The organism is Rhizobium aouanii (assembly GCF_037002925.1).
Lineage (GTDB): Bacteria > Pseudomonadota > Alphaproteobacteria > Rhizobiales > Rhizobiaceae > Rhizobium > Rhizobium aouanii.
On record NZ_JBAMYD010000011.1, the window covers coordinates 64,436 to 80,585 of the forward strand.

The 16,150-nt window shown below is 62.3% G+C and carries 13 protein-coding genes; 2 read left to right on the plus strand and 11 right to left on the minus strand.

What is annotated here, in order from left to right; translation table 11 throughout:
• The 10 genes from V8P77_RS19755 to rimP all read right to left on the minus strand — a co-directional run bounded on the left by V8P77_RS19755 (position 1) and on the right by rimP (position 12,357).
• Positions 1-1,017, minus strand: a complete 1,017-nt coding sequence (locus tag V8P77_RS19755) for a class I SAM-dependent methyltransferase (RefSeq protein WP_335913894.1) — start codon at positions 1,015-1,017, stop codon at positions 1-3.
• A 171-nt stretch (positions 1,018-1,188) separates the two neighbouring features.
• A complete protein-coding gene (gene pnp, locus V8P77_RS19760) occupies positions 1,189-3,327 on the minus strand; it encodes a polyribonucleotide nucleotidyltransferase (RefSeq protein WP_027669094.1) in 2,139 nt (712 codons plus the stop codon).
• 348 nt (positions 3,328-3,675) lie between these two features.
• Positions 3,676-3,945: a 30S ribosomal protein S15 gene (rpsO, locus tag V8P77_RS19765; protein ID WP_003544317.1), complete on the minus strand. Its 270-nt coding sequence runs from the start codon at positions 3,943-3,945 to the stop codon at positions 3,676-3,678.
• Positions 3,946-4,098: 153 nt separating this feature from the next.
• A complete protein-coding gene (locus V8P77_RS19770) occupies positions 4,099-4,950 on the minus strand; it encodes an alpha/beta fold hydrolase (protein WP_335913895.1) in 852 nt (283 codons plus the stop codon).
• Between the two features lie 96 nt (positions 4,951-5,046).
• Positions 5,047-5,979 (minus strand): tRNA pseudouridine(55) synthase TruB, encoded by a 933-nt coding sequence (truB, locus tag V8P77_RS19775; RefSeq protein ID WP_335913896.1) that lies wholly within the window; start codon positions 5,977-5,979, stop codon positions 5,047-5,049.
• A 13-nt stretch (positions 5,980-5,992) separates the two neighbouring features.
• The gene (gene rbfA / locus V8P77_RS19780; RefSeq protein WP_017966457.1) at positions 5,993-6,397 is read right to left on the minus strand and encodes a 30S ribosome-binding factor RbfA; all 405 of its coding nucleotides are present in this window, start codon (positions 6,395-6,397) and stop codon (positions 5,993-5,995) included.
• 149 nt (positions 6,398-6,546) lie between these two features.
• Positions 6,547-9,300: a translation initiation factor IF-2 gene (infB, locus tag V8P77_RS19785; protein ID WP_335913897.1), complete on the minus strand. Its 2,754-nt coding sequence runs from the start codon at positions 9,298-9,300 to the stop codon at positions 6,547-6,549.
• Between the two features lie 101 nt (positions 9,301-9,401).
• The gene (locus V8P77_RS19790) at positions 9,402-10,094 is read right to left on the minus strand and encodes an RNA-binding protein (protein WP_335913898.1); all 693 of its coding nucleotides are present in this window, start codon (positions 10,092-10,094) and stop codon (positions 9,402-9,404) included.
• Positions 10,091-11,692, minus strand: coding sequence for a transcription termination factor NusA (gene nusA, locus V8P77_RS19795; protein ID WP_003555785.1), 1,602 nt, complete (start codon positions 11,690-11,692; stop codon positions 10,091-10,093). The genes V8P77_RS19790 and nusA overlap by 4 nt, the downstream gene beginning before the upstream one ends.
• A gap of 59 nt (positions 11,693-11,751) precedes the next feature.
• The gene (rimP, locus tag V8P77_RS19800; protein ID WP_020052336.1) at positions 11,752-12,357 is read right to left on the minus strand and encodes a ribosome maturation factor RimP; all 606 of its coding nucleotides are present in this window, start codon (positions 12,355-12,357) and stop codon (positions 11,752-11,754) included.
• 198 nt (positions 12,358-12,555) lie between these two features.
• Between rimP and V8P77_RS19805 the strand changes: the two genes are divergently transcribed.
• Together V8P77_RS19805 and V8P77_RS19810 are read left to right on the plus strand one after the other, a co-directional pair.
• Positions 12,556-14,235, plus strand: a complete 1,680-nt coding sequence (locus tag V8P77_RS19805) for an MFS transporter (protein ID WP_335913899.1) — start codon at positions 12,556-12,558, stop codon at positions 14,233-14,235.
• A gap of 9 nt (positions 14,236-14,244) precedes the next feature.
• On the plus strand, positions 14,245-14,700 hold the full coding sequence (locus tag V8P77_RS19810; protein WP_335913900.1) for a GNAT family N-acetyltransferase: 456 nt from the start codon (positions 14,245-14,247) through the stop codon (positions 14,698-14,700).
• Between the two features lie 6 nt (positions 14,701-14,706).
• Here V8P77_RS19810 and V8P77_RS19815 read toward each other — a convergent pair whose 3' ends face one another.
• Positions 14,707-15,978: a lytic murein transglycosylase gene (locus V8P77_RS19815; RefSeq protein WP_335913901.1), complete on the minus strand. Its 1,272-nt coding sequence runs from the start codon at positions 15,976-15,978 to the stop codon at positions 14,707-14,709.
• Positions 15,979-16,150 lie beyond the last annotated feature (172 nt).

Consider the following 16,150-nt stretch of genomic DNA (forward strand, 5'->3'; position numbering starts at 1 on the left):
CTATTTCTTCGCCCAGAGAACCTTGAAGCGGGCGTTACGGCAGGTTTCGCCGCTTTCTCTGAAATTCGCCGCCAGCACCGGCTCGTAAGGCAGGCCGCGATTGGCGACGAGCATCAGGCGGCCGCCGCCGCGAAGGGCGGATGCGGCAGTCTTGATCATTGCCTGGCCGAGCGCCGGCTCGGCCGCGTGCCCCTCATGGAAGGGCGGGTTCATGATGACGAGATCGTATTTATCTTTGACCGGCTCACCCGCCAGATCGTGCCAGAAGAAGCGCGCAGGCGCGTTCAGGCAGTTCTGAGCCAGATTATCCCTGGAAGCCTCCAGAGCCGCGTGGTTGGCCTCGTAGAGGTCGAGGCGCGTCAGTCCACGCGACCTCCGCGCCATCTCGACGGAGAGATAGCCCCATCCGGCACCGAAATCCGCCACGTCGCCGGTGAAATCCTCAGGCAGGCGCGAGGCCAGCAGCTCCGATCCGGCATCGATGCGGTCATGTGAGAACATGCCGGCGGTGGCGTGGAAACGACCGTCGACGCGTACCGGCGCCTTTGCCAGCTTGGAGATGATCTCGTCTGCATCCGCCGGCCGGCCGAACCAGAAGGCGACGCCGTGATATTTCGGCATATGGTCGACGGCGAGATTGAAACCTTCCATCCGCTTGCGCAGCGGCTGGATGCCGTCTTCCTTGGCGCCGGCAACGACGATCAGGGCGCCGAGCCGCGTACGGGCGATAGCGGCAGCAAGATTGGCTTCGTTCTCGCCCTTGTGCTTGGTGCAGAGCACCAGAGCCGCATCGTAATCCTCGCCGTCGATCTCCGGCTTCGCATCGATCCGCTGGGCCAGCAGCTGCCGATAGAGCGGCCGAAAGCCCTGGACGGCGCTGAGCGAGGCGGCAAAGCCTTCCGGCAGCGCAAAGCCTGCCTCGGCGCCGAGGAAGAGCACGCGCTCGCCCTCGCCGGGCGCCGCGACTGTGCCGCTGGCAAAGGGATGGAACAGGGTCTTCAGCGTCTCGCTGCTCATGGTCTCGTCTCGTCTTAAGTCGCGCAAAGTGTTCAGCGGTTTTGCGAGCACGACATGCGCAAAACCAAAGACCTGAAGTGCGGCAACGATCGGAAAGATCGCGCCGCGCTTTAAGATACAAAAAAGGGCGCGGAAGCATTCCCGCGCCCGGTATTGAATCTGGAAGGCGGCTTATTCGGCCGCTTCTTCCTTCTTCTTCTCGTTCGGGATTTCCTGGCCGGTGGCCTGGTCGACGACCTTCATCGACAGGCGAACCTTGCCGCGTTCGTCGAAGCCGAGCAGCTTGACCCAGACCTTGTCGCCTTCCTTGACGACGTCCTGGGTCTTGGCGACACGCTCGGAAGCGAGCTGCGAGATGTGGACGAGGCCGTCACGGGCGCCGAAGAAGTTGACGAAGGCGCCGAAGTCGGCGGTCTTGACGACCGTGCCTTCGTAGACCTGGCCGATCTCAGGCTCGGCGACGATCGAGTGGATCCACTTGCGGGCCGCTTCGATCTCCTTGCCGGAGGACGAAGCGATCTTGACGGTGCCGTCATCCTCGATGTTGATCTTCGCGCCGGTCTTTTCGACGATTTCGCGAATGACCTTGCCGCCGGAGCCGATGACTTCACGGATCTTGTCGACCGGGATGTTCATGACTTCGATGCGCGGAGCGAATTCGCCGAGCTGGCCGCGGCTTTCGGTGATGGCCTTGGACATTTCACCGAGGATATGGACGCGACCGCCCTGGGCCTGGCCAAGGGCGACCTTCATGATCTCTTCGGTGATACCGGTGATCTTGATGTCCATCTGCAGCGAGGTGATGCCGTCGGCGGTACCGGCGACCTTGAAGTCCATATCGCCGAGGTGGTCTTCGTCACCGAGAATATCGGAGAGGACAGCGAAACGATCGCCTTCCAGGATCAGACCCATGGCGATACCGGCAACCGGCTTTGCCAGCGGAACGCCGGCGTCCATCAGAGCGAGTGAGGTACCGCAGACGGTCGCCATCGAGGACGAGCCATTCGACTCGGTGATCTCGGAGACGACGCGCAGCGTGTAGGGGAACTGCTCAGGCGTCGGCAGCATCGGACGGATCGCGCGCCATGCGAGCTTGCCGTGGCCGATTTCGCGGCGACCCGGGGAGCCCATGCGGCCGGTCTCGCCAACCGAGTAGGGAGGGAAGTTGTAATGGAGCAGGAAGCGCTCCTTGTACATGCCCGTTAGGCTGTCGACATACTGCTCGTCTTCGCCGGTGCCGAGGGTGGCAACCACGATCGCCTGGGTTTCGCCCCGGGTGAACAGCGCCGATCCGTGGGTGCGCGGCAGAAGACCGACTTCCGAAACGATCGGACGAACGGTTTCGAGGTTGCGGCCGTCGATGCGGCTCTTGGTGTCGAGGATGTTCCAGCGGACGATCTTCGCCTGCAGATGCTTGAAGATCGCGCCGACTTCTTCGGCCGTGTACCGGGCTTCGCCTTCCTCGGGGAGGAAGTGCGCCTTCACCTTCGCCTTGACGGCGTCGACGGCGGCGTAGCGATCAGCCTTCTGGGTGATCTTGTAGGCTTCGCGAAGTTCACCTTCGGCAAGGCCGAGCATCTCGTTTTCGAGAGCGGAGTAGTCTGCCGGCTGGAAATCGCGCGGCTCCTTGGCGGCCACTTCGGCGAGCTTGATGATCGCGTCGAGAACCGGTTGGAAGCCCTTGTGGCCGAACATGACGGCGCCGAGCATGACGTCTTCGTTGAGTTCCTTGGCTTCGGATTCCACCATCAGCACGGCGTCGTAGGTGCCGGCGACGACGAGGTCGAGGCTCGATTCGTCCATCTCGTCGAGATGCGGGTTGAGAACGTATTCGCCGTTGATGTAGCCAACGCGCGCACCGCCGACCGGGCCCATGAAGGGAACGCCGGACAGCGTCAGCGCTGCGGAGGTAGCGACCATCGACAGCACGTCGGGATCGTTTTCGAGGTCATGCTGGATAACGGTAACGACAACCTGCGTGTCGTTCTTGTAGCCCTCAGGGAAGAGCGGGCGGATCGGGCGGTCGATCAGGCGGGAAACCAGGGTTTCCTTTTCGCTCGGACGGCCTTCGCGCTTGAAATAGCCGCCGGGGATCTTGCCGGCGGCATAGGTCTTTTCCTGGTAGTTGACGGTGAGCGGAAAGAAGTCCTGGCCGGCCTTCGGCGCCTTGGCCGAAACGACGGTGGCGAGAACGACGGTTTCGCCGTAGGTGGCGAGAACGGCGCCGTCGGCCTGACGGGCGATCTTGCCGGTTTCGAGTTTCAGCGGGCGGCCAGCCCACTCGATTTCCACTGTGTGTGTATCAAACATGTCTTGTCCTTCAATGCGGGAGCACGCGCCATCGCCGATATCAAGGCGCAGCGCACAGTCGACCGCAATCAATGTGACGTATCACGGGCAAGACAACGGGAGGCTTTCCATCCTCGGTTTCATCAGGCATTCCTGAGAAACCGGGCCAAAGCTCATTGACAAGCCTTGGCCGAAAGCATCCGGCAATCCTGCCCCATGACAGGTCAACGGTTGGTTTGGCAGAACCGGCCCATCCGGGTCTGCCGGTCTTTCCACCGCTAAAAGATAGGGCGCGGCTGGAACATTTCATCGGGAGCCGTGTCCCGAAACAGAGCCGGCGGGCGCTCGGAAAGCGCCCGCCGGACAATCTTAGCGGCGGATACCCAGGCTGGTGATCAGCTTGGAATAGCGGCCTTCATCCTTCTTCTTGAGATAATCAAGAAGCGAGCGGCGGCTCGAAACCATCGTCAACAGGCCACGGCGGGAATGGTTATCCTTCTTGTGGTCCTTGAAGTGTTCGGTCAGGTTATTGATGCGTTCTGTCAGGATCGCGACCTGGACTTCCGGAGAACCGGTATCGCCTTCAACGGTCGCATATTCCTTGATCAGCGCAGACTTGCGCTCAGCAGTGATCGACATCGGGTTATCCTTTCTAAGAGGAGGAGATAAAGTCGCCAAAAGCCGGGATGTCGTCCAGCTTTGGCCGTGAATGCGAGCAGGCAAACCTGACGCTGGCGCTGCCTATAAACCAAATAAGCAGCAATGGAAAGAGGGGAGCTCCCGCAGCGGTTTTCAGCGGCCCGCCATGGCGTCCCGGATCATCGCATCGTAACCCGTCGGATCCTGCAGCATGGCGAAATGGCTGGCGTCTTTCAGGATCACGAGCTTGGCGCCCGGAATGTCTTTTGCCATCATCTCCGTATGGTCGAGCTTCACCGCCTCGTCATGGTCGCCGATGGCGAGCGTGACCGGCACCGCGATCTTTCCAAGATCCGCTGCCGTCCAGGCCGGCTGGGTCGCCCACATTTCGGAGATCTGGGTGACGAAGGCGTCGTATTCGTTCGGCGTCGGCGACAGTTTCCGGTAATATTCGCCGGCGACGTTGATATAGTCGTTGAAGGTCTTGTTGTTCATCACGTCAGCCTTGACGCCGTCCGTCGTGACGTTGGCTGCCTGGGCAATGACGCGCGTCAGCTTATCCGGATGTTTCATCGCCATGTCGATGCCGATGATGCCGCCATCCGACCACCCGACCAGCGTCGCCTTGTCGATCTTCAGATAGTCGAGAAGGGCGACGTAATCAGACGTCATCAGGTCGTAACCGAAGGGCTGCTGGCTGCGCGTCGAGCGCCCATGTCCGCGGCTGTCGGCAACGATGACCAGATGATCCTTGGCAAAATCGGCGACCTGGTGACCCCAGACGTCGGCATTTCCAAGACCGCCATGAATGAACAGGATGGGGTCGCCTTCGCCGTATTCGGCGTAATACATCTTGATGTCGTTCACATCGGCCATGCCGCTCGTCTTTGCCACCGGCATCGAAGGAAAGGCCGGAAGCTCGGCCCATCGCTCGGCGGATCGAGCGCCGGCGGCGGCGAGAAACATCGAAAAGAACGTCAGAATTCCGATAGCAGTTCCGCGCATAATCTTTCCCTCTGTCAGGCCCCCATGGCCCGACAGGGAAGATATCGCATCGCTACCGGCTGACAATCGCTGTCGTTGTCGGAAAGCAAGATAGGCTCAGGCGAAAACCCGCTTCGGGCGGAACTCACCCTGGCCGATCTCGCCGATCGCGATCAGCTTGCCGCGGGCCGTCGCATAGGCTTCGCTTTCGGCAACCGGCGCATCGCGGCCACGCACCAGGATCGGGTTGCCCATCTTCAGCCGGTGCGCCTGGTCGTCGTTGATGACGAGATGGGGCAGGGAGGACAGCGCTTCGCAGGTGTCGATCAGCAGCGCGTCGAGGGCCGCCAGACGCTCGTCCATATCCTCGATCGCTTCCAGTGCCACGAGATCCGCGAGCGGCACCATGGCCTCTTCCGCGAAAGGCGCGACGAAGGTGCGCCGCAGCCCGGACACATGGCCGTAGCAGCCGAGCTCGCGGCCGAAATCGCGCGCCAGCGCCCTGACATAGGTGCCCTTGCCGCATTCCACTTCGAAATGCGCGCGATCGGCGTCCGGGCAGGCGAGCAAGGTCAGCCGGAAGATATCGACCTCACGCGAGGGGATTTCGACGGTTTCGCCTTCGCGCGCCAGATCATAGGCACGTTCACCTGATATCTTGATCGCGGAAAACTGCGGCGGCACCTGGCTGATCGTGCCGATATATCCAGGCAGAATATCGCGGATCTGCTGTTCGCTCGGGCGTTTGTCCGAACTCTTGGTCACCGCGCCCTCGAGATCGTCCGTCGCGCGCTCCTCGCCCCAGCTCACCGTGAATTTATAGATCTTGCGGCCGTCCATCACGTAGGGAACGGTCTTCGTCGCGTCGCCGAGCGCGATCGGCAGCATGCCGGAGGCGAGCGGATCGAGCGTGCCGGCATGACCGGCCTTCTCGGCCTTATAGAGCCACTTGATCTTGGAAACGGCTTCCGTCGAGCCGAAATCCACCGGCTTGTCGAGGATGAGCCAGCCCGAAATCGGCCGGCCCTTGGGTTTGCGTGGTTTGGACATGCGTCTCTTCTGTTTATTGTTCGTCATTATCGCCGTCGAGGTCGCGGCTCACCTCGGGCGAACGCAGCAGCTCGTCGATCTTCTTGTAGTTGTCGAAACTGGTATCGTCGCGGAAGCGCACCTCCGGCATGTATTTCATCTGCCGAAGCTGCTGCCCGAGCCGGCCGCGGATGAACCTCGCATTGCGGTTCAACGCCTCGATGACGATGCTGTGGTCGGAAACGCCGAGCGGCGTCACATAGGCGGTGGCGATCTTGAGGTCCGGCGACATGCGCACTTCCGAGATCGAGATCACGGTCGCTTCGATGACGTCGTCGCGTACTTCGCCCCGCTGCAGCACCTGGGTGATCGCGGCGCGAACCTGTTCGCCAACGCGCAGCATGCGCTGCGAAGGCGCGGAAGAAGTTGCTCTGGTCATTGTTATCTCTATTTGCCGATGCGGCTGGGAATCGAACCCGTCAAAGGAGAGCGTCCATGACTCTTTTGGTCGAAAAGGTCAAGTCGGCAGATGCCCAAAAGCCATCCGCCGGCTGGCGGATGGCTTTCGGAAAGCTCAGGCGCAGCCGTTTAGAGCGTGCGCGTGATATGTTCGACGCGGAAGCACTCGATGACATCGCCGGCGCGCATGTCTTCGTAGTTTTCGAAGGCCATGCCGCATTCCTGACCCATCGGCACTTCGGACACTTCGTCCTTGAAGCGCTTGAGCGTCTTGAGCTTGCCTTCGTGAACGACGACGTCGTTGCGGATGAGGCGGACGCCCGCACCACGTTCGACCTTGCCTTCGACGACACGGCAACCTGCGACCTTGCCGACCTTGGTGATGTTGAACACCTCGAGGATCTCTGCATTGCCGATGAAGGTTTCGCGTCGCTCCGGAGACAGAAGGCCCGACATTGCTGCCTTCACGTCATCCACGAGGTCGTAGATGATGTTGTAGTAGCGGATTTCGATGCCTTCGCGCTCGGCGAACTGGCGTGCCTGCGTATTCGCACGAACGTTGAAGCCGATGATGGCCGCGTTCGAGGCTTCGGCGAGCGAGATATCCGACTCGGTGATGCCGCCGGCGCCCGAATGGACGATGCGGGCGCGGACTTCGTCGGTGCCGAGCTTCTCCAGCGCGCCGGCGATCGCTTCGATCGAGCCCTGCACGTCACCCTTGATGACCAGCGGGAACTCCTTGATGCCGACGCTCTGGCGCTGCATCATCATCTGTTCCAGCGAACCGCGCTGTCCCGACTGGCGGGCAGCCGCCTTGTCGCGGGCCAGACGCTGACGATATTCCGAGATTTCGCGGGCGCGGCTTTCGCTTTCGACGACGGCGAACTTGTCGCCGGCCTGCGGCGTGCCGGAAAGACCGAGAACCTCGACCGGCGTTGCCGGACCTGCTTCCTTCACATGGTCGCCCTTGTCGGTGACGAGAGCGCGCACGCGGCCCCAGACGTCGCCGGCGACGATGATCTGACCGGGACGCAGCGTGCCCTTCTGGACGAGCACGGTCGCGACCGAACCACGGCCACGATCGAGCTGGGCTTCGATGACCGTGCCTTCGGCGGTCCGGTTCGCATTGGCCTTGAGATCGAGAATTTCGGCCTGCAGCAGGATCGCCTCGAGCAGCTTGTCGAGGTTCTTGCCGGTCTTGGCCGAAACCTCGACGTCAAGCACTTCGCCGCCCATGGATTCCACGAAGACTTCGTGCTGCAGCAGCTGGTTGCGGACCTTCTGCGGATCAGCCTCGTGCTTGTCGACCTTGTTGATCGCCACGATGATCGGAACACCAGCCGCCTTGGCGTGGTTGATCGATTCGATCGTCTGCGGCATCACGCTGTCGTCGGCTGCGACGACCAGGATCGCGATATCGGTCGCCTGCGCACCGCGGGCACGCATTGCCGTGAAGGCGGCGTGGCCGGGCGTATCGATGAAGGTGATCTTCTGACCGTTCTGCTCCACCTGATAGGCGCCGATATGCTGGGTGATGCCACCGGCTTCGCCGGAGACCACGTTGGCATGGCGGATGGCGTCGAGCAGCGAGGTCTTGCCGTGGTCGACATGGCCCATGATGGTAACGACGGGCGGGCGCGAAACCAGTTCGCCATCGTCGTCGGACACGTTGAAGATGCCGAGTTCGACGTCGGATTCCGACACGCGCCTGACCGTATGGCCGAATTCGCCGGCGATGATTTCGGCAAGGTCGGCGTCGATGACGTCGCCCGGCTTCATCATCTGGCCTTCCTTCATCAGGTACTTGATGACGTCGACGGCGCGTTCGGACATGCGCTGCGACAGTTCCTGAATGGTGATGGTCTCGGGCAGAACCACCTCGCGAGAGATCTTCTCGCGGGTTTCCTGCATCTGACCGCGGCGGAACTTCTCCTGCCGGCGACGCATCGCCGAGAGCGAACGGCCGCGGGCATTATCCTCGCCGTCGACGTTGGCGGTGGTGATCGTCAACTTGCCGCGGCGGCGCTCTTCATCCGTCTTCGGACGAGTCGTGACCGGCTTTGCGGGTTCCGGGCGAACGACGCGGCCACGGACCGGACCGCCGCGCGCTGCGCCACGATCGTCTTCTTCCTTTTCGTCGCGACGGCCGCGAATGGCCCCAGGGACGGCAGCACCGGGTGCCGGACGGGCAACAGGTGCTGCAGCCGCGTCGGGCCGGCGTGCGGCCGGTGCCGACGATGCGGGCTGCTGCGGCCGTGCCGCGTCGGTGCGTGCTTCGGCCGGAGCCGGCTCTGCGGCTGCGGGTTCAGCGACAGCCGGTGCCTCAGCCTGCCGGATGGCCTCTTCAGCGGCCCTGCGGGCAGCTTCTTCCGCTTCGGCTGCCTTGCGGATCACCTCTTCGGCGGCACGGAGCTTTTCTTCCTCGGCGCGGCGGATCGCATCCTGGGCGTCACGCGCCTGGGAGTCGGCAAGCGCGCGGCGGCGGGCGTCCATCTCTTCCGGCGACAGATGGTTCAGCACCACCGGGCGCGGACGATCGTTCTGGCGCGGCGCCTGGTGAGACTGCTGCGACGGACGCTGGTTCGTCTGGTTGTTGTTGCCCTGCTGAACCCGCGGAGCCGGCGTCGGCTGCTGCGGACGCGCCTGCACGGGTGCGGGCGCCGGTTCGGCTGCGCGCACGGGGGCCGGCGGAGCGACGGGTGTGATCGGCTTTTCGTCTTCCGGGCGCATCGGGCGCCGCTTACGGGTCTCGACGACGACCGCCTTGGTGCGACCTCGACCCATATCCTGGCGAACGGTGCCCTGGCTCATCCCCGATGGTTTCAGGGTGAGTGTCTTTTTGCCCGCTACGCTGATTGTCTTGTCGTCGTTACTATCGGTCATTCGTTCCCGTTCCTTCGGACAGGGAGCGATGACTAGATCAGACCCTGTCGTTCAATACTGTCGATCAATGAGGATGGGACCGGCCGATGCCGGTGACCGCCTCATTGTTTTTGCCGGCCAGCGCCGCCCGCTGCCCGGGACTGACCGCCAATACGGTACTGTTCGAGCATCTTTGCGCGCTTCACTACACCTTCACCCGCCTGCCCTGCAAGCACTGCGGCATGGATAAAAGCATTCTGGCCCATCAGGCCTTCCATTTCGCTCTCCGAGAAGAGACGGAAGGAAGGTATCTCCTCCTCGGTCTCCATTCCGAGGTGCCAGGCCTTGCGGGCCTGGTCGATTTTCCGGACGCCGTCGTCCGCTGCACCGGTCGCGTGGAACACCGCAAGGGCTGCTCCGCTTCTGACCGCGGCATCCACTTTCGAGGACCCGCTGACGAACTGGCCGGCTTTCCGCGCCATGTTCATCATCTGCATCAATTGCGCCGCGAGCAGCCGATCGACACTCGCGCCGAGATCGTCCGCCGCCTTCACATCCATCTTCAGCGCGCGGGCGAAGAGCTTCTTCGCCACCGCCCTGTCGACCAGCGACCGGTCGATCTTCACCCAGCATCCGCGTCCCGGAAGCTCGCGCTTCAGATCGGCGACAACTGTTCCATCGGGAGCGGCGACGAAGCGGATCAGCTCTTCCGGCGATCCGCTTTCGCGCGTCACGATGCACATGCGTCCGTTCACGTCATAACCTGCAAGATCGTCGTCCTCGAGAGGAGCGTCCGGTTCATGCGCGGTCATCATGCTTCTTGTTCGGCTTCGGTGACCTCTTCTTCGGTCCCCTTTGCCAGGTCCTCTTGCGTGATCCAGCCAGCCGAAAGGCGGGCCTGGACGATCATCTGTTCTGCTTCGACGCGCGAGACGTCGAACTTCGAGAACAGACCCTCGAACTTCTTCGTTTCGCCGTTCTTGCGCTCCGACCAGCCGACGAGATCGTCGGCAGCGCAGCCGGCAAAGTCCTCGATCGTCTTGATGCCGTCTTCGCCGAGCGCCACCATCATCTGGGCGGTCATGCCGTTGATCTCACGCAGTTCGTCCTGAACACCGAGCGCCTTGCGCTTCTCGTCCATCTCGGCTTCGAGACGCTCGAGGAATTCGCGGGCGCGCTGCTGGATTTCCTGCGCCGTCTCCTCGTCGAAACCGTCGATCGACGAGATTTCATCGAGATCGACATAAGCCAGTTCTTCGACCGCGGCAAAACCTTCCGAAGCCAGAACCTGGCCGACCATCTCGTCGACATCGAGCGAATCCATGAACAGGTTGGTGCGCTCGTTGAATTCCTTCTGGCGGCGTTCCGATTCCTCGGCCTCCGTCATGATGTCGATATCCCAGCCGGTCAGCTGCGAAGCGAGGCGGACGTTCTGGCCGCGGCGGCCGATGGCAAGCGACAGCTGCTCGTCGGGAACGACGACTTCGATACGCTCGGCATCCTCGTCGAGAACGACCTTGGCGACTTCGGCCGGCTGCAGGGCGTTGACGACGAAGGTCGCCGGATCTTGGCTCCACGGAATGATGTCGATCTTCTCGCCCTGGAGCTCGCCGACGACGGCCTGAACGCGTGAGCCGCGCATACCGACGCAGGCGCCGACCGGATCGATCGAGCTGTCGTTGGAGATCACGGCGATCTTGGCGCGTGAACCCGGATCGCGGGCAACCGACTTCACCTGGATGATGCCGTCGTAGATCTCCGGCACTTCCATGGTGAAGAGCTTCACCATGAATTGCGGATGCGTGCGCGACAGGAAGATCTGCGGGCCGCGCTGCTCGCGACGGACATCATAGACATAGGCACGGACGCGATCGCCATAGCGGACGTTTTCGCGCGGGATCATTTCGTCGCGGCGGATGATGCCTTCGCCACGGCCAAGATCGACGATGACATTGCCGTATTCGACGCGCTTGACGGTACCGTTGACGATTTCGCCGACGCGATCCTTGAATTCGTCGAACTGGCGGTCGCGCTCGGCTTCACGCACCTTCTGCACGATCACCTGCTTGGCCGACTGTGCGGCGATGCGGCCGAAATCCATCGGCGGCAGCGGATCGGCGATGAAATCGCCGAGTGCGGCGTCCGGGTTGCGGTCGCGGGCTAGTTCCAGCGGGATCTGCGTCGAATAATCTTCGGCCTTCTCGACGACTTCGAGCAGGCGCTGCAGGCGGATTTCGCCGGTCTTCGGATTGATGTCGGCCCGGATGTTGGACTCGGTGCCGTAACGGGAGCGTGCCGCCTTCTGGATGGCATCGGCCATTGCGGCCAGCACGATCTCGCGGTCGATGACCTTTTCGCGCGCCACTGCATCTGCGATCTGCAGAAGTTCGAGCCGGTTCGCACTGACTGCCATTGTCTTGTTTCTCCGTCTTTACCCCAGGGTTCCCGTCCCTGGAGCGGTCTGTTGATCGGTTATTCTTCGTCGTCCGCTTCGTTCTGGTTGGCGGCCTGGGCTTTCGCCAGCTTGTCGGCGCGCAACGCGTCGCGGATCAGGTCGTCGGTCAGAATGAGCTTCGCATCGCTAAGCGCCGTGAAGGGAATAGTGACCTTCTGCTCTTCCCCATAGGCGACCTGGTCACGCTCGAGCGTGAAACCATCTGTGCCTGCTTCGACGATCTTGCCGCGGAAGCGCTTGCGATTGTCGATCAAGATCGACGTCTCGCATTTCACAAGGTGGCCCTGCCAACGGACGAAATCGGATTTCCGCACCATCGGACGGTCGATGCCGGGCGACGACACTTCCAGATGATACTCTTTATCGACCGGATCTTCCACATCGAGGACGGGAGAAATCGCCATCGAGACTTCTTCGCAATCCTGAACCGTCATCGTGCCGTCGTTGCGTTCGGCCATGACCTGCATCGTCGCACCGTTCTGGTTCATCATGCGGACGCGGATAAGGCGGAAGCCCAGGTCGACGAGAACGGGTTCGATGATATCGGCAAGACGCTGGTCGAGCCCGGTTTCGGTAATCAGCCGCGGCTCACGTTCATTGTCTGCGTTTGTCAGATCCGACAAGCGGTGCGCTCCTCGCAATTTCATGCTTTTTCGGCGATCGCGCTAATAAAAAAGAGCGGGTCCTTGCGGCCCACTCTTCATCAAGCGATCAAGAATTTGAGAGGCATATAGTCGGGTTTTTCCGAAATTGCAAGGTCTGCGACCGATTCGGCCAATTCGCTTCCGGCGACATGATGAGGCCTATGGCCGGCGCCGGTCTTGCGCATATATTGCCGTTGGCGCGCAATAACAAAAGCGGGAGAAATCGTGGCCTACACTTCGTCGACATTGGCGCCTTTGCGGCACGATACCTACCGCACCATCTGGTTTGCGAGCCTTTCTTCGAATTTCGGCGGCCTGATCCAAGCGGTCGGCGCCGCCTGGATGATGACGACGATTACCGCTTCGGAGGACATGGTGGCGCTGGTGCAGACCTCGACGGCGCTGCCGATCATGCTGTTTTCGCTGATATCGGGTGCGCTTGCCGACAATTATGACCGGCGCAGGGTCATGCTGACGGCGCAGTGCCTGATGCTCACCGTCTCAGGCCTGCTGACGGCCTCAGCCCTGCTCGGCTGGATCACGCCCTGGCTGCTGCTCTTCTTCACCTTCCTGATCGGCTGCGGCACCGCACTCAACAATCCCTCCTGGCAGGCATCGGTCGGCGATATGGTGCCGCGCGCCGATCTGCCGGCCGCGGTCACGCTGAACAGCATGGGTTTCAACATCACCCGCAGCGTCGGCCCGGCGATCGGCGGCGTCATCGTCGCGGCCGCAGGCGCGGCTGCGGCCTTCGCGGTGAATACGCTGAGTTACCTCGCCTTGATCTATGCCCTGCTGCGTTGGCGGCCAGCCGCGCCCGTCTCGACCCTGCCGCGGGAGGCGCTCGGCAGCGCCATCTTTGCCGGCCTGCGTTATGTCTCGATGTCGCCCAATCTTGAAAAGGTTCTTGTCAGGGGACTGCTCTTCGGCATCGGCGCCAGCTCGATCCTGGCGCTGCTGCCGATCGTCGCCCTCGATCTCGTTGCCGGCGGCCCGCTGACCTATGGTTTCATGCTCGGCGCTTTCGGCATCGGCGCGATCGGCGGTGCGGTGCTGAACGCCAGGCTTCGCCAGGTGCTGTCCAGCGAGATGATCATCCGCCTCTCCTTTGCCGGCTTCGCATTGAGCGCCGTCATCGCCGCCGTGAGCCCGAGCGCCGTCCTCACCTCTGCGGGGCTGCTCGTCTCCGGCGCCTGCTGGGTCTCTGCACTATCGCTGTTCAACACCATCGTCCAGCTTTCGACGCCGCGCTGGGTGGTCGGCCGGGCGCTGTCGCTCTACCAGACCGTCACCTTCGGCGGCATTGCCGGCGGCAGCTGGCTGTGGGGCGTTGCCGCCGACCGCTACGGCGTCGCGAATGCGCTGCTGATGTCATCCGCCGTCATGCTGCTCGGCATCGCGATCGGCCTGCGTTTTTCGATGCCGGCCTTCGCCTCGCTCAACCTCGATCCGCTGAACCGCTTCACAGCGCCGGCGCTCAGCCTCGACATCACGCCGCGCAGCGGTCCGATCGTCATCCAGGTCGATTACGAGATTGCCGACGACGACCTTGCGGAATTCATGGCGCTGATGGGCGAGCGCCGCCGCATTCGCATCCGCGACGGCGCCCGCAATTGGGCGCTGATGCGCGATCTTGAAAATCCGGGGCTGTGGACGGAGACCTATCATACGCCGACATGGGTCGAATATATAAGACACAACCAGCGGCGCACGCAGGCCGATGCCGAAAATATCGACAGGCTGCGCGCGCTCCATCGCGGCGAAGGCCCGCCTCATGTTCACCGCATGATCGAGCGCCAGGCCATTGCGCCAGGTGACGATGTCTTCCACAAAGCGCCGATCGATCTGCATCATTGAGAACAGTCAATGCATAATTTCAGGCTCGCCCGCCTATCCGATCTTGCCGCCATCGTCCGGCTTCTTGGCGATGACGATCTCGGCGGCGCCAGAGAAATCGTCTCCGATCACGTCGATGCACGTTATCTCTCGGCCTTCGCCGCGATCGAGGCGGATGCCAACCAGCTGTTGGCTGTCGCGACCGACGCGGCCGACCAGGTCGTCGGCTGCCTGCAACTGAGCTTTCTTCCCGGCCTCTCGAGGACGGGCATGTGGCGCGGCCAGATCGAAAGCGTGCGTGTGGCAAGGGACCTTCGCGGCTCGGGCCTCGGCGCGCAATTCATCGAATGGGCGATTGCTCAGTGCGCCGAGCGCGGCTGCGGCTTGGTGCAGCTGACATCGGACAAGGCGCGAGGGGATGCGATCCGCTTCTATGAGAGGCTCGGTTTCGTTGCCAGCCATGAAGGTTTGAAGCGCACTCTATAAAGCCGATTACTTCAGCTTGCCCTTCATCGTCGCCTCGGGAAAACATGTCGGCTTCATGCCGTTCTTTGCTTGCCACTGGCCGATCGAACGCCGGGTCTTGTAGCCCGGCAGACCGTCGGAACCGCCGACATCATAGCCCTGCCGTTCCAGCGCCTTCTGCATGGCGGCGACATCCGAGCGCAGCATCTTGCCGACATCGCCCCATCTGCCCTGGAAGGCGCCGCCATTATAGGCGATCCGGTCGGCAAGATTGCCGATATAGAGCGCGTAGAGATCGGAATTATTGTATTCCTTGATGATGTAGAAATTCGGCGTGACGATGAATTCCGGTCCGTCTCGGCCGGCCGGAACCAGCATCATGCCCTCGGCCTTCATTTCGCCGGCGGGAAAGCCCTTGCCGGAGATGCGGTCGATGCCGAGCGAGGCCCAGTGCGACAGCGGCTTTGCCAGATCGGGTCCCTCCTGCGCGCAGGAGACCGCCTCCGGTATCGACACCTCGAATCCCCAGTCGCGGTCGCGCTGCCAGCCTTTCTTGACCAGGTAATTGGCGATCGAGGCGAGCGTATCGGGAACCGAGGTCCAGATATTGCGGTGACCGTCGCCATCGAAATCCACGGCATATTTCAGATAGCTGGTCGGCATGAATTGCGGCTGGCCGAGTGCGCCCGCCCACGAACCCTTGAAGTTGGCAGGTGTGACGTCGCCGCCGTCGAGAATATGGAGTGCGGCCATCAGCTCGGTGCGGAACATCTCCTTGCGCGTCGACATGAAGGCTTTGGTCGCCAGCACCTCGACCGCCGAATTCGGGATCTTTGCCGCACCGAAGCCGGTCTCCCGGCCCCAGATGGCCAGTACGATCGAGCCCGGCACGCCATAGGTCTCTTCGATCCGCTTCAGCGTCGAGCCGTATTGGGCGGCAAAGCCGCGTCCCGTCGCGGCAAGCTTCTTCAGCTGGTCTTCGTTGAAATAGGGAGCGGGCGAGGAAAACTCGGCCTGCGTCTGCTTCTGCTCCTTCGGCGGCGGAAAACCCGGCGGGGCGAGGTCGGGCAGGTTCCAGTTCAGCGTGATCCCGGAGAAAGCGGCTTGAAAGACCTTCTCCGAAATGCCGTTCGCCTTCGCCTCCGGCCAGAGGTCGGCCTGCACCCATTTTTCGAACTGCACCTCGACATCGGCTTTTGAAGGGGCCGCGAGGGCGGGCAGGGGGAGGAGGGCTGCCGTTAAAGCGAGTGCGAATATCCGCAGCCGCCGCGGAACACCCCCCTCTGCCCTGCCGGGCATCTCCCCCACAGGTGGGGAGATTGGCTGGGCGCCGACGTTTCCGGCGACAATCGACGTTTCCGCGCGGCAAACCGAGAATGAAGCGGGAAACCAAAGCCACTTGTGATCTCCCCCCTTGTGGGGGAGATGCCCGGCAGGGCAGAGGGGGGTATCTTCCGGCATATGCAAACCC

Bases quoted from the DNA above. Each gene is read 5' to 3' on its own strand.
- V8P77_RS19790 (WP_335913898.1), bottom strand. From the start codon at position 10,094: ATGATGACCGCGCATGAACCGGACGCTCCTCTCGAGGACGACGATCTT.
- nusA (WP_003555785.1), bottom strand. From the start codon at position 11,692: ATGGCAGTCAGTGCGAACCGGCTCGAACTTCTGCAGATCGCAGATGCA.
- rbfA (WP_017966457.1), bottom strand. From the start codon at position 6,397: ATGACCAGAGCAACTTCTTCCGCGCCTTCGCAGCGCATGCTGCGCGTT.
- truB (WP_335913896.1), bottom strand. From the start codon at position 5,979: ATGTCCAAACCACGCAAACCCAAGGGCCGGCCGATTTCGGGCTGGCTC.
- pnp (WP_027669094.1), bottom strand. From the start codon at position 3,327: ATGTTTGATACACACACAGTGGAAATCGAGTGGGCTGGCCGCCCGCTG.
- rpsO (WP_003544317.1), bottom strand. From the start codon at position 3,945: ATGTCGATCACTGCTGAGCGCAAGTCTGCGCTGATCAAGGAATATGCG.
- V8P77_RS19810 (WP_335913900.1), top strand. From the start codon at position 14,245: ATGCATAATTTCAGGCTCGCCCGCCTATCCGATCTTGCCGCCATCGTC.
- V8P77_RS19770 (WP_335913895.1), bottom strand. From the start codon at position 4,950: ATGCGCGGAACTGCTATCGGAATTCTGACGTTCTTTTCGATGTTTCTC.
- V8P77_RS19755 (WP_335913894.1), bottom strand. From the start codon at position 1,017: ATGAGCAGCGAGACGCTGAAGACCCTGTTCCATCCCTTTGCCAGCGGC.
- V8P77_RS19815 (WP_335913901.1), bottom strand. From the start codon at position 15,978: ATGCCCGGCAGGGCAGAGGGGGGTGTTCCGCGGCGGCTGCGGATATTC.
- infB (WP_335913897.1), bottom strand. From the start codon at position 9,300: ATGACCGATAGTAACGACGACAAGACAATCAGCGTAGCGGGCAAAAAG.